15 protein-coding genes and 4 tRNA genes are annotated in these 14,722 nt (G+C 41.7%); 15 read left to right on the plus strand and 4 right to left on the minus strand.

Annotated elements, in window-relative coordinates:
• Positions 1 to 4: 4 nt before the first annotated feature.
• Positions 5 to 298 (plus strand): DUF6122 family protein, encoded by a 294-nt coding sequence (locus J7384_RS19460; protein WP_247741809.1) that lies wholly within the window; start codon positions 5 to 7, stop codon positions 296 to 298.
• A gap of 38 nt (positions 299 to 336) precedes the next feature.
• Here the strand turns inward: J7384_RS19460 and J7384_RS14995 are convergent, their stop codons facing one another.
• Entirely contained in the window at positions 337 to 759 is a 423-nt protein-coding gene (locus J7384_RS14995) for a VOC family protein (RefSeq protein WP_209115320.1), read from the minus strand.
• Between the two features lie 60 nt (positions 760 to 819).
• Positions 820 to 1,452 carry an NAD(P)H-dependent oxidoreductase gene (locus J7384_RS15000; protein WP_209115321.1) on the minus strand — a complete coding sequence of 211 codons (633 nt, stop codon included), beginning with the start codon at positions 1,450 to 1,452 and terminating at the stop codon, positions 820 to 822.
• 223 nt (positions 1,453 to 1,675) lie between these two features.
• On the opposite strand from J7384_RS15000, the gene J7384_RS15005 reads away from it, so the two are divergent.
• From J7384_RS15005 to J7384_RS15020, 4 genes are all read left to right on the plus strand, one after another.
• Positions 1,676 to 1,864, plus strand: coding sequence for a DUF2986 domain-containing protein (locus J7384_RS15005; protein WP_209115322.1), 189 nt, complete (start codon positions 1,676 to 1,678; stop codon positions 1,862 to 1,864).
• A gap of 103 nt (positions 1,865 to 1,967) precedes the next feature.
• Positions 1,968 to 2,912: an MBL fold metallo-hydrolase gene (locus tag J7384_RS15010; RefSeq protein ID WP_209115323.1), complete on the plus strand. Its 945-nt coding sequence runs from the start codon at positions 1,968 to 1,970 to the stop codon at positions 2,910 to 2,912.
• Entirely contained in the window at positions 2,905 to 3,912 is a 1,008-nt protein-coding gene (locus J7384_RS15015) for an oxidoreductase family protein (RefSeq protein ID WP_209115325.1), read from the plus strand. The genes J7384_RS15010 and J7384_RS15015 overlap by 8 nt, the downstream gene beginning before the upstream one ends.
• Positions 3,913 to 3,945: 33 nt before the next feature.
• Positions 3,946 to 4,563: a GNAT family protein gene (locus J7384_RS15020; RefSeq protein ID WP_209115327.1), complete on the plus strand. Its 618-nt coding sequence runs from the start codon at positions 3,946 to 3,948 to the stop codon at positions 4,561 to 4,563.
• A 23-nt stretch (positions 4,564 to 4,586) separates the two neighbouring features.
• On the opposite strand, the gene J7384_RS15025 is transcribed toward J7384_RS15020, so the two are convergent.
• Positions 4,587 to 5,189, minus strand: coding sequence for a peptide-methionine (S)-S-oxide reductase (locus tag J7384_RS15025; RefSeq protein WP_209115328.1), 603 nt, complete (start codon positions 5,187 to 5,189; stop codon positions 4,587 to 4,589).
• 188 nt (positions 5,190 to 5,377) lie between these two features.
• On the opposite strand from J7384_RS15025, the gene J7384_RS15030 reads away from it, so the two are divergent.
• A complete protein-coding gene (locus J7384_RS15030; RefSeq protein ID WP_209115329.1) occupies positions 5,378 to 5,689 on the plus strand; it encodes a hypothetical protein in 312 nt (103 codons plus the stop codon).
• 122 nt (positions 5,690 to 5,811) lie between these two features.
• Here the strand turns inward: J7384_RS15030 and folD are convergent, their stop codons facing one another.
• Complete coding sequence (gene folD, locus J7384_RS15035; RefSeq protein ID WP_209115330.1) at positions 5,812 to 6,690, minus strand: bifunctional methylenetetrahydrofolate dehydrogenase/methenyltetrahydrofolate cyclohydrolase FolD; 879 nt, start codon at positions 6,688 to 6,690, stop codon at positions 5,812 to 5,814.
• Between the two features lie 282 nt (positions 6,691 to 6,972).
• Between folD and J7384_RS15040 the strand changes: the two genes are divergently transcribed.
• The 9 genes from J7384_RS15040 to hupB all read left to right on the plus strand — a co-directional run bounded on the left by J7384_RS15040 (position 6,973) and on the right by hupB (position 14,536).
• Positions 6,973 to 7,049: transfer RNA gene (locus J7384_RS15040), tRNA-Pro, on the plus strand.
• A gap of 68 nt (positions 7,050 to 7,117) precedes the next feature.
• Positions 7,118 to 7,194: transfer RNA gene (locus tag J7384_RS15045), tRNA-Arg, on the plus strand.
• Positions 7,195 to 7,212: 18 nt separating this feature from the next.
• Positions 7,213 to 7,288, plus strand: a tRNA-His gene (locus tag J7384_RS15050).
• A gap of 11 nt (positions 7,289 to 7,299) precedes the next feature.
• A tRNA-Pro gene (locus tag J7384_RS15055) sits at positions 7,300 to 7,376 on the plus strand.
• A 582-nt stretch (positions 7,377 to 7,958) separates the two neighbouring features.
• Positions 7,959 to 9,266 carry a trigger factor gene (tig, locus tag J7384_RS15060; RefSeq protein WP_209115331.1) on the plus strand — a complete coding sequence of 436 codons (1,308 nt, stop codon included), beginning with the start codon at positions 7,959 to 7,961 and terminating at the stop codon, positions 9,264 to 9,266.
• A gap of 121 nt (positions 9,267 to 9,387) precedes the next feature.
• Positions 9,388 to 9,987, plus strand: a complete 600-nt coding sequence (gene clpP, locus J7384_RS15065; RefSeq protein WP_209115342.1) for an ATP-dependent Clp endopeptidase proteolytic subunit ClpP — start codon at positions 9,388 to 9,390, stop codon at positions 9,985 to 9,987.
• Positions 9,988 to 10,097: 110 nt separating this feature from the next.
• The gene (gene clpX / locus J7384_RS15070) at positions 10,098 to 11,378 is read left to right on the plus strand and encodes an ATP-dependent protease ATP-binding subunit ClpX (protein WP_209115333.1); all 1,281 of its coding nucleotides are present in this window, start codon (positions 10,098 to 10,100) and stop codon (positions 11,376 to 11,378) included.
• 271 nt (positions 11,379 to 11,649) lie between these two features.
• Positions 11,650 to 13,995, plus strand: coding sequence for an endopeptidase La (gene lon, locus J7384_RS15075; RefSeq protein ID WP_348523879.1), 2,346 nt, complete (start codon positions 11,650 to 11,652; stop codon positions 13,993 to 13,995).
• A gap of 250 nt (positions 13,996 to 14,245) precedes the next feature.
• Entirely contained in the window at positions 14,246 to 14,536 is a 291-nt protein-coding gene (hupB, locus tag J7384_RS15080; protein WP_348523880.1) for a nucleoid-associated protein HU-beta, read from the plus strand.
• Positions 14,537 to 14,722 lie beyond the last annotated feature (186 nt).

Raw genomic sequence — 14,722 nt, forward strand, 5'->3', positions numbered from 1 at the left:
ATAGATGTTTCATATTTTTCTTCACTTCGCATTCCCCTTGCTAATTGCAGTGATTTTTTTCAAAAGCCAGTGGCAAAAAGCTTATTTGCTGATGCTAGCCGGATTGCTTATTGATATCGACCATTTGCTAGCGACTCCCATCTATGACCCAAATCGTTGTAGTGTCGGCTTTCATCCGCTGCATACCGCTATCCCAATCGCTATATACGCGTTGGCCTTAATTCCCCAAAAGACGCGAATTGTTGCAATTGGCTTGTGTTTTCATATAGTACTAGACAGTCTTGATTGTTGGCTGTGATTGTTGTTCTACTATTTTTCTGATTACTTGTTCTACTGCTAGTCGTTATAACGATTGCGCTCACTAGGTATATCAGACAAGTATTCAACAAACTCTACCTCAAAACCTGCTGGGTCGAGAAAGTAAATATTTTTTCGATAGCGATCTGCCAAGCCATTTTTGTGTATAGGGTAGCCCGCTTGCGTTAGCCGTTCGATGACTGCGTCTAAATTATTGGTAACAAAAGCAAAGTGCGCCAAACCAACTTGGTGACCAGTAAGTTCTCGGTTTTCATCAATACCATTGTCAGTTAATGCGATATATTGATAATCATCGCCAAAGTGCAACCAATACCTGGGCTTGCCATACCATTCGCTGTCACCACCGCCCCGAATTGACCAATGCGGCATTGCCGCTCGATAGAAGTTTAAAGATTCTTCAATGTCGCTAACGACCAGATTAATGTGCTCAAGTTGAAACATATTTCGCTCCTAACAGTACTTTGCGTGTTTTAAGTTTAGTCGTGGCTTTACATGCCGTACTCACATGCCATAGCAATATTCCTGTTGTTTAGGATAAGGGCTGTCTTGATGCTGCTGGCGAACCCAAGCCAATGCTTGTGCGTATTGATACAAGGTGTGTATACTGTATTGAATGCGCTCGCGTAAACCTTGTTCACGATTGTTTAGATCTGGTGTCGTATCTATGTTTTCTGTTAATACTGGGTTTAACACTTGTTCGACATTTCTGATGATGAGGTGATCGGGAATGGGAACTAACTTATTGTTTTTCATGGCGTTCATCTTTAGCTCTGCAATCGGGTAAGCGCCACTAATACCACTAACCACGGCGACCAAAAGGGCGGGTTTGTGGCCCGTGTCTTGGTTATCAGCCATCAGTAAAAAATTCTTTAACAGTGGTGAGGCCATGCCGCCCCATTCAGGGGTGATTAATACCAATGCATCTGCCTTTTTAAGTTTCCCTTCTATTTCGGGCCAAGTACTGTTGGCTACGTATTTACTGGCATTGTTACCATCCCAAAACGGCAATTGATAATCGCAAAGGTCGATATGATCGACGTGACTAAACTGTTGGCTAATGACTTTAATATGTCTCGCAACTTTAGCGCTCTGAGAAGCTTTGCGTTGACTACTGCTAATAATAAGTAAGTTCATTGTGCTCTCCCATTTGTTTATATAAATTAAAAACTATATATAATTTAATTCGACAACTATACAAAGTAAAGTGTTTATAAATATTTTGCTTTGTATAGTTGATATTCAGGCGATGAATCTTTTCACGTAATTCAGGGGGAGTGCATGAGTTATCGCTACGGCCTTTAAACTCAGAGGGGTAGCTGGTTATAATGTTGAAAGTGAAATTTACTTGGTTAAAACGATGAATCGGAAGAAAAAGATAAAAGAGACCTTGAAGAAAAAAGCTAAAAAAGCCAACGCTAAATTACATCGGCCGAGTAAGAACAAGCCTAGGTATATTGCAAAAGCTGATCGCGCTAAAACAGATCAACAAGCGCTAATCGCTCAAACCGAAGATAACACTGATGTTATAGAAATTGCGGATAGTTAATAGGTCAATAGTAAAGCCTATAATAGCGCTAAGCGTCCATTGATGTTGAGTTAGTTGATGAAGGCTTGCCGTGTGCATCATATAAAATATTGAGGAACAGTGAATGTTGAGTAAAACAAAACAAAAAAGCCGTTGGCAACTTGCTGCTGTGCTATCAACCTTGTTATACAGTGGTATCGCTACCTGCCATCAAGATCACAGTCATCCAAATTCAGCCATTAAACAAGCTGCTGAATTTGGCCAAGCAACTTACTTGGGTAACGAAGCGGTAATGATAGAACATGGCGACACCAAAATCTTGTTTGATCCGTTTTTTCACAACAGCTATGGCACTTATCAATTGGTGCCAGAAGCAATGCGACAAGCCATGATGCAAGGCCAGCCACCTTACGACAACATTGACGCAATCTTTATCAGTCACGCCCATGGCGACCACTTTTCGGCGCAAGATGTTTTAACCTATTTAACTCGCCACCAAAACACTTGGCTAGTCGCGCCAAATCAAGCGATTGAACAGTTATATCGCTTCGCTGAAAAAGAGCAGCAAGATATGGCCGCGATTAAAGCTCGTCTTGTGGCAGTGCCACTTAACTTTGGTGATCAGCCTTGGCGTAATAAAGTTAACGGCTTAGTAGTTGAAGCAGTGAGAATACCTCATGCGGGTTGGCCACAGCGAGCAGACGTTGAAAACTTGGTATTTCGCGTCGCTTTGGCCGATGAAGGCACAAAACAAGAGAGCAATGTCGTCGTTATGCATATGGGCGACGCTGATCCTGATGATGACCATTTTAGACCTTTTAAAGCGCATTGGCAGCGCAAAGTCACTGATACCGCATTTCCTCCTTATTGGTTTTTTTACTCAATGGAAGGCAATGATATTTTAACTGAGCATATTAATGCCAAACAGCATATTGGTGTTCATGTCCCGGTTAATGTGCCAAAAGAATTAAAAGCAACAGGTAAGCAGTTTTTCTCAAAGCCGGGTCAGCAGCAAACAATAGGCAATGGCATGACAAAACAAGGTGCTGAAGATCACCATCATGATTAATCAAGATGAAAATCACGGTGATTTAGTTTTCGAGACACTTGCCGAATTAGCGCCCAACGCTGAGTTTTATCGCCAGAGTGTTATTCAAGGCTTGTGGAGTGGTTATGGCGAATTAGCCCGCTACTGTGACAAAAATAGTTCGCTAAGCGTTATTGTTAAATATATACAACCGCCAAGCGCTGAAAAAAACGCTCATCCCAGAGGGTGGGGTGGCGACTTTGCTCACCAACGCAAGCTGCGCTATTATCAAGTTGAACAAGCTTTTTATCAAGGTTATAGCCAACGTTGTTCGTCAAGTTGCCGAGTACCTAAATTACTTGCGGCCAAGACTAATCGGCAGCAACAAGTTTTAGTGTTAGAAGATTTAGACGACGCAGGTTATTTTGTTCGCCCCGAGCAAGTTAATCTTAATGTGATTAAAAGTGCATTGGCGTGGTTAGCAAATTTTCACAGTCAGTTTATTGGTACGAGTGCGGAAAATTTGTGGCCTACAGGTTGCTACTGGCATTTGGCAACTAGACCTAATGAGTTTGCCAACATGGGTGACAGTGAATTAAAAACTCGGGCGAGCAAGATAGATCACGAGTTAACCAATGCAAAGTTTCAAACTTTAGTTCATGGCGACGCTAAACTGGCAAACTTGTGTTTTAATCACGACGGCAGCGAGTTAGCCGCAGTTGATTTTCAGTACGTCGGCGCCGGTGTTGGTGTCAAAGACGTTGCTTACTTTCTTGGTAGCTGTTTAGCCGAGAAAGAACTCTTTGATTATCACAATTTGTTATTGGATCATTATTTTGATGTTTTGACTAACGCCTTGGTGAAAGCACATGATCTGAGTCAAGCTACTTGTAATCAGTTAGAAACTGAGTGGCGTGATTTGTATCCACTTGCTTGGGCGGATTTTCATCGCTTTTTAATGGGCTGGAGCCCAGAGCACAAAAAAGTGAACCGCTATATGGCGGCGCAAACTGAAATAGCCCTCAATCGTTATAGAAAATAAAAATAATAAAACTTAGTTTTTATGGAGAAAATAATGACTTCAGCGACGGTGCCGAAAACGGCTTTTGAGCTAAGCGATGCTTCGGATTGGCAGATTGATTGGCAAACCGAACGCTTGACTATTCGTCTATTACAAACTCAAGACTATCAAGTTGAATTTGGTCATGCATCTAACCCCGAGATTATGCGCTACATTGCTGATATTGATGACTTAGCTGCGGTTGAAGCTAAAGTTCGCTCGGCATTTGAACCGTGGCAGGGCAAAGATGGTGAATGGCTGTTACTACCTATTTTTCGCACTGAACATCAAGAGAGCGATGGCGGCCATATCGGTATGGTTTGCCTGCGCTTTGAGTCAGTTGAGTTTAAACGGGTCGAAATTGGCTATCGTTTACATCCCAATTTCCACGGTCAGGGCTACGGCTTAGAAGCGACGACAGCCTTGATTCAGTTTTTGTTTGAGCAAATCAAGATCAACAAGGTTGTTGCTTACTGCGTTGCTGAGCACAGCCATTCATATCGACTGATGGAAAAACTTGGCATGAAGCGAGAGGGGCAACTACGTCAGCATTCAACGTTATCGGGACGTTGGCATGATGAGCTGGTTTACGGCTTATTAGCGCAGGAATACCGAGACAACTTTGGAGCATAACAGTCGTTTTTTGAACCCTATGTTTAACTAATGTTGTTGTTATTGCTGTCTTTGATGATCTCTAGCTTGTTTGGCAAAAACTGCTGACCATAGTTTTTTACCAGCTTCCTCAGTTTTGGTGTGATACGCGTATGGCAAAATGGCCTGTTTGGGTCTTGATAATAGTAGTTTTGCTGTTGGCCCGCAGACAAATAAAAATCATTGAAACTCAGCGCTTGAGTTAGCACTTTAGCGTCGCCATTGGTGATTCTAGTTTGATTAATTTGCGCGATAATTATCTCGGCTTGTGCTTGTTGTTGTGGATTAAAGGTATAAATAGCACTTGGGTAGCGCGCTCTTAATGCGTGCTTTTTATCGGCACTGTGGCTTGCGATGTGAATATTGATTAGCAGTGCTAAATCTATTTTTTGCCTTTGGTAGGTAACTAAAATACCTTCGTAGTAAGCTGGCGTTAACGATTCCTGACCATGATTGTCTAGCACTTGAACGCTCTGGTCTAACTGTTCTTTCGCATTGATCCAACCTTGTTCCACCTTAACAATACCGATTAATGAGTTAAATATTGCTTCCATGCACCAATAACAATGTCCGCTTAAACCAAGTTGTTCTGTAAGCTCTTTAGTCATCACCTGTCGTTTTTACCTTAGTATCTTGAGTACATCTTTTATTAGACCTTATTAAGACTATTCGTTTCCACGCTCTTGCTAATCATTCAATTTTTCTCTGAACTGACCTAGGTCAAAGTTTTTTAACTGACATCATATAGAGTGGACTAGTCAGTTCGCAATCTGTGCTTTTTGGGGGAGGATTGGCAATGTCTAAGCAATTGAGTGCTAAACAGGCTGAACAAAAAACGATTTTTGTTTTAAAGGTGTTTATTGTTATCGGCCTATGTCTTCTACTAACTGGCCATATTTTGATGGAATATGTTCATTTGCCGGAGAAAATGGGGGTAGCAGGTATGGTGATTAGCGCCAGTTGTATTGCTTTTGGTTTAGTTTTTTCTCTGCCAACTAAAATGTATCTAACCTTTATTTTGGTTAAAAGAGAGAATAATGAAAGCGGCTTGACGGTTAAAAGTGAAAGCGCAAGCAAAAATAACAAAGCAAAGGTTAAGGACGAGTAAACAAATAAGGCAAGAGCGGCGAAAACAACTAGCTAACTAGAAGGTGGTTGAGTAGAGTACCGATACTAGGGCTAGGGAGTGCTAGGGCTTAACATCAGCTAAGCCCTAATTTTGACGTGATGTTAAGATTCGCTAAATTGTTCGCAGGCAATTAGGGTATTTTCAATTAAGCTCGCTACGGTCATTGGCCCAACTCCACCGGGTACCGGCGTAATAAAACTCGCATTTTGTTCGGCAATGGCAAATTCAACATCACCTACTAGTTTACCTGAGTCTAAACGATTGATACCGACATCAATCACAATCGCACCCGGCTTAATCCAGCTGCCTGGAATAAATTCTGGCTTGCCAACGGCAACAACAATTAAATCGGCTTGTTTTACTTTTTGCTCAAGGTTTTTGGTAAAGCGATGAGTTGTGGTGACTGTGCAACCTGCCAGTAATAGCTCTAAGCTCATTGGGCGGCCTACTATATTCGAGGCACCAACGACCAAGGCATCTAAACCGTGAGTTTTTACGCCCGTTGACTCGATCAACGACATAATCCCTTTCGGTGTACAGGGTCTGAGACCTGGCTGACGAAGGGCGAGTTTGCCAACATTAGATGGGTGAAATCCATCGACATCTTTCTTAGGGTTGATGTGCTCAATCACCAAATTAGCATCTAAGCCTTCGGGTAAAGGCAATTGTACCAATATGCCATCGACACTGTTGTCGTGATTAAGTTTATCAATAAGTGCTAACAGTTCTTGTTCTGTGGTGGTTTCCGGTAAATCGTATGACTTGGATACAAAACCAACTTCCTCACAAGCTCTGCGTTTACTACCAACATAGACTTCTGATGCAGGATCATTGCCCACTAATATAACAGCAAGCCCGGGCGCTCTTTTACCTTGTGCGACCCTCGCTTGAACATTTTCTTTGACTGAAAGGCGAATTTGCTGAGCGATGGCTTTGCCATCGATAAGCTGTGCTGATGAAGTTGTATGCTCTGCGGACATAAATAAACGGCTCTGATATTAGTGGTAAAAAAGAACAGCGTTATTTTCGCACAAATAAAATTCGGCGTGTAGCGCAAATAGCAAACTAATTGATAAATCTTTTATATGGAGGAATACGGTTGAAAATTGACTATATTTCCATGCTTTTTATGATATTTTAATCACTGTGGCGTAAAAGTGACCGAACGGTAAAGTTTTTTCAAAAAAGTGTTTGACGCGCTCAAAGCAACTCGGTAATATCCGCACCCGTTGAAGGCGACACAGCTTTTAACAAAAATATGTCGGTGATTAGCGCAGCTTGGTAGCGCACTTGGTTTGGGTCCAAGGGGTCGTAGGTTCAAATCCTACATCACCGACCACTTTCTTAAAGTCAAATGATTTTTAGAAAGTAAGCTATGTAGTATTAGCATAGTTCTGTAGGTACTGTGCGCCCTTAGCTCAGCTGGATAGAGCAACGCCCTTCTAAGGCGTGGGTCGTAGGTTCGAATCCTACAGGGCGTGCCATGCTCACAAAGTATAGTGGTGGCTGTAGCTCAGTTGGTAGAGCCCCGGATTGTGATTCCGGTTGTCGTGGGTTCAAGTCCCATCAGCCACCCCATTAAATGATATCGGTGATTAGCGCAGCTTGGTAGCGCACTTGGTTTGGGTCCAAGGGGTCGTAGGTTCAAATCCTACATCACCGACCACCTCTCTTATCTCAATCTCTTATTTTAACTTTCAATTAAGTCGAAATGTTTTTTTCGATAATACTTCACATCACACTTTGTTCATTTATTCACGTGAAAATGATCATAAGTTAACGTTTTGCATTCTCTAATAATTTCTTAACGGACTCGTATACTTCGGTCAAAGCAAGTATGCATTCTAGTGATTCGCTACTCGCTAGAGCTTTGTTTACAGCTGCTAAAATAAGCGTATTGCCTCACTTTTATTTGTATTAAAAGTAAATTATTTTGCTTTTTGGTCTTGAATTTTTCTCAACAATCTCCACCTTTTCATGATGTTAAGCACTTGTTAGCAAGCGGTTTAAAATAAATCGGTTTCGGTACTCGACTCTTGTTGCAAGCGCCGCTATAATTCGGCGTCATATTTTTTAATCTGGACGTTGTTTATTCGGAATTTCCGAGCTCAGATTGCTTTGTTTAACCAATAAAATTTTGTTGTTAGCAAACATTAAATTTGGGTTAGTTAGGCAGTTATATATTAGTTGCTTACGTAAATAGATACGTTAATAAATGCGTATAAACGCTTATTTTTGAGGTAATGAAATGCAAGTTTCAGTTGAGACTACAGAAGGTTTGGAACGTCGCCTTACGATCACAGTTCCTGCCGAATCAGTGGATGTAGAAGTTAAGAATCGTCTTCGTCATATTGCTAAAACGCAAAAAATTAACGGTTTCCGTCCTGGTAAAGTACCACCATCAGTAATCCAAAAGCGTTACGGTGCGTCAGTACGTCAAGAAGTTGCAGGTGAGTTAATGCAACGCAACTTCTTCGAAGCGATTGTTGCTGAGAAAATCAACCCAGCAGGTCGTCCAGAGTTCGTTGCTAAGAGCAACGAAGAAGGTAAAGAACTAGAGTTTGAAGCGACTTTCGAAGTTTACCCAGAAGTAGAACTTAAAGGCGTTGAAGAAATCAAAGTTGAACGTCCAGCTGTAGAAGTTAAAGATGCTGACTTAGATGAAATGTTTGTTACTTTGCAAGAACAGCACAAAACTTGGAAAGAGAACAAGCGCAAAACTAAGAAAGGCGACAAGCTAACAATCGATTTCACAGGTCGTGTTGACGGCGAAGAATTCGAAGGTGGCAAAGCTGAAGGTTTTGAACTTGAATTAGGCTCAGGCCGCATGATCCCAGGTTTCGAAAAAGAAATCACAGGTATGAAAGTAGGTGAAGAGAAAACTATCACAGTTACTTTCCCTGAAGATTACCACGCGGAAAACCTGAAAGGTAAAGAAGCTGAGTTCGACATTAAAGTTCACAAAACTGAAGGTCCTGAGTTACCAGAAGTAAATGACGAATTCGCTAAGTTATTCGGTGTTGAAGAAGGTGGTGTTGAAGCACTTCGCGAAGAAGTAAGCAAAAACATGACTCGCGAATTAGGCCAAGCAGTTAAAGCTAAGGTTAAAGATCAAGTTATCGAAGGTTTATTAGAAGCTAACGATGTTGATTTACCAAAAGCGTTAATCAGCCAAGAAGTTGACGTATTACGCCAACAAGCTATGCAGCGTTTCGGCGGTCAAATTGCCCCTGCAAACATGCCAGAACTTCCGGCAGAAATGTTTGAAGAGCAAGCAAAACGCCGAGTTAAAGTTGGTTTGTTGCTAGGTGAAGTGATCAAAGTTAACGAACTTAAAGTTGACGATGCTAAAGTCGCTGAACTAATCGAAACTGCTGCTTCTGCTTACGAAGATCCACAAGAAGTTATCGACTACTACAACAGCAACCAAGAGCTTAAGCAACAAATGCAAAACGTTGCTTTAGAAGAGCAAGCTGTTGAATTATTGCTAGAAAAAGCAAGTGTTACTGAAAAAGAAGCTAGCTTTAAAGAGATTATGAATCCAGAAGCAAAATAAGCTTTTGATTGACATTATCGATAGCGATAGTATAAATGGCTTATATGATTCCATATAAGCCATTTTTTTTGAAAGGATCCCTCTGTTGTTTACTTCTTCAAATAATCAAGATGTTACCAGTATGATTGAAAACGCTTTAGTGCCTATGGTTGTTGAGCAAACAGCTAAAGGTGAACGCTCATATGATATTTATTCTCGTCTGTTAAAAGAGCGTGTTATTTTTTTATGTGGTCAAGTTGAAGATCACATGGCTAACCTGATTGTCGCGCAATTACTTTTCCTCGAATCAGAAAGCCCAGAAAAAGACATTTATTTGTATATCAACTCTCCTGGTGGTTCAGTAACTGCCGGTATGGCCATTTACGATACCATGAAGTTCATCAAGCCAAACGTCAGTACTGTTTGTATTGGCCAAGCGGCTAGTATGGGCGCGTTTTTATTGTCAGGTGGTGAAAAGGGCAAACGCTACTGTTTACCTAATGCTCGTGTCATGATTCATCAGCCGTTGGGCGGCTTCCAAGGTCAGGCATCTGATTTTGAAATTCACGCCAAAGAAATTTTATTTATTAAAGAAAAATTAAACCGCTTACTTGCTGACCACACTGGCCAGCCAATCGAAAAAGTATCGCACGACACTGATCGCGATAACTTCTTAAGTGCTGAAGCTGCGGTTGAATATGGCTTAGTTGACGCCATATTGGAACAAAGAGGCGATAAATAAGGTCATCTTATTATCGCTGAGCTATGCTTTATAAAAGTGTTGAAACCATTTGCTAATCGCAAGCGTAACAAGCATAGCACTATTGTAGTTTATTGATTTAGAGGTACCGTATGACCGATATCAAAAAAGGTGACGGTGATAACGGCAAGTTACTTTACTGTTCGTTTTGTGGCAAAAGCCAACACGAAGTGCGCAAGTTAATTGCCGGACCATCTGTATTTATTTGCGATGAATGTGTCGAGTTATGTAACGACATTATTCGCGAAGAAATTAAAGAAATAGCGCCAAAACAAGACAAGTCTTCATTACCTGCGCCAATCGAAATTCGTGCGAGCCTCGACGACTATGTTATTGGGCAAGAGCACGCTAAAAAAGTGTTATCTGTAGCCGTTTATAATCACTATAAGCGTTTGCGCAACGGTGACTCTCACAATGGTGTCGAATTAAGTAAGAGTAACATCTTGCTAATTGGTCCAACCGGTAGTGGTAAAACGCTATTGGCGGAAACATTGGCGAGATTATTAGACGTGCCATTTACTATGGCCGATGCCACCACCTTAACCGAAGCGGGTTACGTTGGTGAAGATGTTGAAAACATCATTCAAAAGCTGCTGCAAAAGTGTGATTATGACGTCGAAAAAGCACAGCGCGGTATTGTCTACATTGATGAAATCGACAAAATTTCTCGCAAGTCAGACAACCCTTCAATTACTCGCGATGTTTCAGGTGAAGGTGTTCAGCAAGCACTGTTGAAGTTGATTGAAGGAACCATTGCTTCAGTGCCACCTCAAGGTGGGCGTAAGCATCCTCAGCAAGAGTTTTTGCAGGTTGATACCTCTAAGATTCTCTTTATCTGTGGTGGTGCTTTTGCCGGTCTTGATAAAGTCATTGAGCAACGCGTACACACTGGTACAGGTATCGGCTTTGGTGCTGAAGTTAGAGCGAAAGATGCCGATAAATCACTCACTGAACGCTTCCAAGAAGTAGAGCCAGAAGATTTAGTAAAATACGGTTTGATTCCTGAGTTCATCGGTCGTTTGCCGGTTGTTGCAACTTTGAGCGAGCTTGATGAAGACGCGCTAATTCAAATCTTACAAGAGCCAAAAAATGCCTTAACTAAGCAATTTGCCGCCTTGTTTGATATGGAAGACGTTGAGTTAGAATTCAGAGAAGATGCGCTAGTTGCCATTGCTCATAAAGCCATGGTGCGTAAAACAGGTGCTCGCGGCTTGCGCTCGATTGTTGAAGGGGTCTTACTCGATACTATGTACGAATTACCTTCAATGGACAACGTTAGCAAAGTGGTCGTCGATGAAACCGTCATTAAAGGCGAGTCAAAGCCTATCGTGATTTATGAAACGCCGCCAGAGCAAGTTGCTTCCGATAGTTAATTCGAAAAATATCGATTTGAACTTAAAAAAGAGCCTAATTGGCTCTTTTTTATTTTTAACTATTGAAAGCTATTTTTGCACCCCCATATCAAATTTTACGTATTATTCCCTGACCTTAACTTAACGGTTACTGGGGAATACCAATTTAACTTTTATTTTTATAAGTACAGCCCAACATTTTACGCTTGGTGATGCCGCCAAGGTTTGCGCTGTTTAGATTGGTGTTAATTTACCGTTTTTATTTTCCGAGAGAGTTTCTATGAGTAAAGCGCTGTCTGGTGTGGTTGAAATCCCTGTTTTAGCCTTGCGTGATGTCGTGGTTTATCCACAAATGGTTATTCCATTATTTGTTGGTCGAGAGAAATCGATCCGTTGTTTAGATATTGCAATGGAAACTGACAAACAGATTTTTTTAGTTGCCCAGAAAGATGCCGCCATTGATGACCCGACAGCTGACGACGTCTACCCAACTGGAACTGTAGCAACGATTTTACAAATGCTTAAGCTGCCTGACGGCACCGTTAAAGTGTTAGTAGAAGGCTTGCAACGCGCGAGTATTGAAAGCTTCCTTGAAACGGAAGACAAGTTTATTGCCGATATTCAATACTTAACGTCAGAGCCGGTGTCTGAAGACAGTGTTGAAGTGTTAATGCGCTCTGCATTGTCGCAGTTTGAAGGCTACGTAAAACTCAACAAGAAGATTCCACCTGAAGTATTAACGTCTGTTTCTGGCATTGAAGATGCTGAGCAACTCGCTGATACCATGGCCGCTCATATGCCGTTGAAGCTTGTCGATAAGCAAAAAGTGCTAGAAATTATTAGCGTCACTGAGCGCTTAGAATATTTAATGGCGCAAATGGAAGGCGAAATCGATTTATTGCAAGTTGAGAAGAAAATTCGTACGCGCGTTAAAAAGCAAATGGAAAAAAGCCAGCGCGAATATTATTTGAATGAGCAAATGAAAGCGATTCAAAAAGAGCTTGGCGATATGGACGAAGTGCCAGACGAAGCGGAACAACTCAACAAAAAGATTGAAGAAGCGCAAATGCCAAAAGAAGCTAAGGAAAAAACCTTAGCAGAATTGCAAAAGCTTAAAATGATGTCGCCAATGTCGGCTGAAGCCACGGTTGTTCGTAGCTACATCGATTGGATGACTAATGTGCCTTGGAAAAAGCGCAGCAAGCTTAAACGCAATTTGAAATTGGCGGAAGAAGTACTAGAGCAAGATCACTACGGGCTTGAAAAAGTCAAAGAACGCATTTTAGAGTATTTGGCGGTTCAACAACGAGTGAGTCAACTCAAGGGGCCTATTTTGTGTTTAGTTGGTCCTCCAGGTGTGGGTAAAACGTCACTAGGGCAATCAATTGCTAAATCAACGGGGCGCAAATACGTTCGCATGGCACTTGGCGGGGTACGCGATGAAGCGGAAATTCGCGGTCATCGCCGCACTTACATCGGTTCACTGCCGGGTAAGTTAATTCAAAAAATGGCCAAAGCAGGGGTCAAAAACCCGCTATTCTTACTTGATGAAATTGACAAAATGTCATCGGATATGCGCGGTGACCCGTCGTCAGCGTTATTAGAAGTATTGGACCCTGAACAAAATACCAGCTTTAACGATCATTACTTAGAAGTGGATTACGATCTGTCTGACGTGATGTTTGTTGCAACCTCGAATAGCATGAATATTCCAGGACCATTGCTTGACCGTATGGAAGTAATTCGTTTATCGGGCTATACCGAAGACGAAAAACTCAACATTGCTAAGCGTCACTTATTGACCAAACAGATTGAGCGCAATGGCCTTAAATTAAAAGAGATTGATATTGATGACAGTGCGCTCATCGGTATTATTCGTTATTACACCCGCGAAGCTGGCGTGCGCAGTTTAGAGCGTGAAATCTCAAAATTGTGTCGCAAAGCAGTAAAAGAAATTTTACTCGATAAAGGTCTTAAGAAGGTCTCGATTAATCAAGATAACTTGAGTGACTACTTAGGTGTTCAACGTTTTGATTACGGTAAGGCTGATGATGAAAATCGCGTTGGTTTAGTGACTGGTTTAGCTTGGACAGAAGTAGGCGGTGAGCTGCTAACGATTGAGACGGCGTCAATGCCGGGTAAAGGCAAACTCAGTTACACAGGTTCGCTAGGTGATGTTATGCAGGAGTCGATTCAAGCGGCGATGACGGTGGTTCGCAGTCGTACTGATAAACTTCGCATTAATGAAGACTTCTACGAAAAACGCGATATTCATGTTCACGTGCCAGAAGGTGCGACACCAAAAGACGGCCCGAGTGCTGGTATTGGTATGTGTACTGCGTTGGTTTCGAGCTTAACGGGTAATCCAGTAAAAGCAGATGTTGCAATGACGGGTGAAATTACCTTACGCGGTGAAGTTCTGGCCATTGGCGGTTTAAAAGAAAAGCTGTTAGCAGCACATCGCGGCGGTATCAAAACCGTTGTTATCCCGAAGGACAACGAGCGTGATTTGCGCGAAATCCCTGATAATGTGAAGGCTGATTTGGCTATCCACCCGGTTAAATGGATAGATGAAGTTCTTGCTATCGCCCTTGAACAGCCAGTTGAAAAGTGGCAAGTTGAGGAAAAAAGCGCCTAATCCGGCTGAAAACAGCGTAAAAAAGCGATTTTTTTAGAAAAAAGTGAAAATTTCGCTTTTCAAACGCTGAAACTGTGGTAACTTATTGACTCGGATATCGCTGAAACCCTTCTGTTATAAGGGTTTCATAAAAGATAAGAAAAATTATCTTAAGCTGATTTTCTTTAACTTTGCGCTTGATGTTCAAATTAAAGCTTGCTATAAAGCTTTTGCCGAACGCTAACACTGAAGATAGCGCTTAATAATAACAATTGAAGGGGAAGACACTGTGAATAAGTCTCAACTAATCGAGAAAATTGCTGCTGGTGCTGATATTTCTAAAGCTGCAGCTGGTCGTGCATTAGATTCATTTATTGAAGCTGTAACTGAAGAATTAAAAACTGGTGAGCAAGTTGCTTTAGTTGGTTTTGGTACTTTCTCAGTACGTGACCGTGCAGCTCGCACTGGTCGCAATCCACAAACAGGTGCTACTATCGAAATCGCTGCTGCTAAGATCCCATCTTTCAAAGCAGGTAAAGCACTTAAAGACGCTTGTAACTAATCTCGGATTTATTCAAGATTCTTCGAAGAGGCCGCATTTAGCGGCCTCTTTTTTTGCCTTGACCCGTCCTAAATAAGGTTGACACTTTTCAATCAATGAATTGGAGAGCATCATGAAATCAACCACTAAACGAACTCAAAAGGATTACTCACTCGCTTTTAAATTGTCGGTTGTCGAGCAAGTTGA

It is taken from the genome of Endozoicomonas sp. G2_1 (genome assembly GCF_017744155.1).
Classification (GTDB): domain Bacteria; phylum Pseudomonadota; class Gammaproteobacteria; order Enterobacterales; family Alteromonadaceae; genus JAGHQT01.

What these genes read in the sequence shown, in the direction of transcription:
- J7384_RS15030 (WP_209115329.1), top strand. Translation starts at nt 5,378, where the DNA reads ATGTCTAAGCAATTGAGTGCTAAACAGGCTGAACAAAAAACGATTTTT.
- tig (WP_209115331.1), top strand. Translation starts at nt 7,959, where the DNA reads ATGCAAGTTTCAGTTGAGACTACAGAAGGTTTGGAACGTCGCCTTACG.
- J7384_RS15000 (WP_209115321.1), bottom strand. Translation starts at nt 1,452, where the DNA reads ATGAACTTACTTATTATTAGCAGTAGTCAACGCAAAGCTTCTCAGAGC.
- J7384_RS19460 (WP_247741809.1), top strand. Translation starts at nt 5, where the DNA reads ATGTTTCATATTTTTCTTCACTTCGCATTCCCCTTGCTAATTGCAGTG.
- J7384_RS15010 (WP_209115323.1), top strand. Translation starts at nt 1,968, where the DNA reads ATGTTGAGTAAAACAAAACAAAAAAGCCGTTGGCAACTTGCTGCTGTG.
- J7384_RS14995 (WP_209115320.1), bottom strand. Translation starts at nt 759, where the DNA reads ATGTTTCAACTTGAGCACATTAATCTGGTCGTTAGCGACATTGAAGAA.
- J7384_RS15015 (WP_209115325.1), top strand. Translation starts at nt 2,905, where the DNA reads ATGATTAATCAAGATGAAAATCACGGTGATTTAGTTTTCGAGACACTT.
- clpX (WP_209115333.1), top strand. Translation starts at nt 10,098, where the DNA reads ATGACCGATATCAAAAAAGGTGACGGTGATAACGGCAAGTTACTTTAC.
- J7384_RS15020 (WP_209115327.1), top strand. Translation starts at nt 3,946, where the DNA reads ATGACTTCAGCGACGGTGCCGAAAACGGCTTTTGAGCTAAGCGATGCT.
- clpP (WP_209115342.1), top strand. Translation starts at nt 9,388, where the DNA reads ATGATTGAAAACGCTTTAGTGCCTATGGTTGTTGAGCAAACAGCTAAA.
- J7384_RS15025 (WP_209115328.1), bottom strand. Translation starts at nt 5,189, where the DNA reads ATGACTAAAGAGCTTACAGAACAACTTGGTTTAAGCGGACATTGTTAT.
- J7384_RS15005 (WP_209115322.1), top strand. Translation starts at nt 1,676, where the DNA reads ATGAATCGGAAGAAAAAGATAAAAGAGACCTTGAAGAAAAAAGCTAAA.
- folD (WP_209115330.1), bottom strand. Translation starts at nt 6,690, where the DNA reads ATGTCCGCAGAGCATACAACTTCATCAGCACAGCTTATCGATGGCAAA.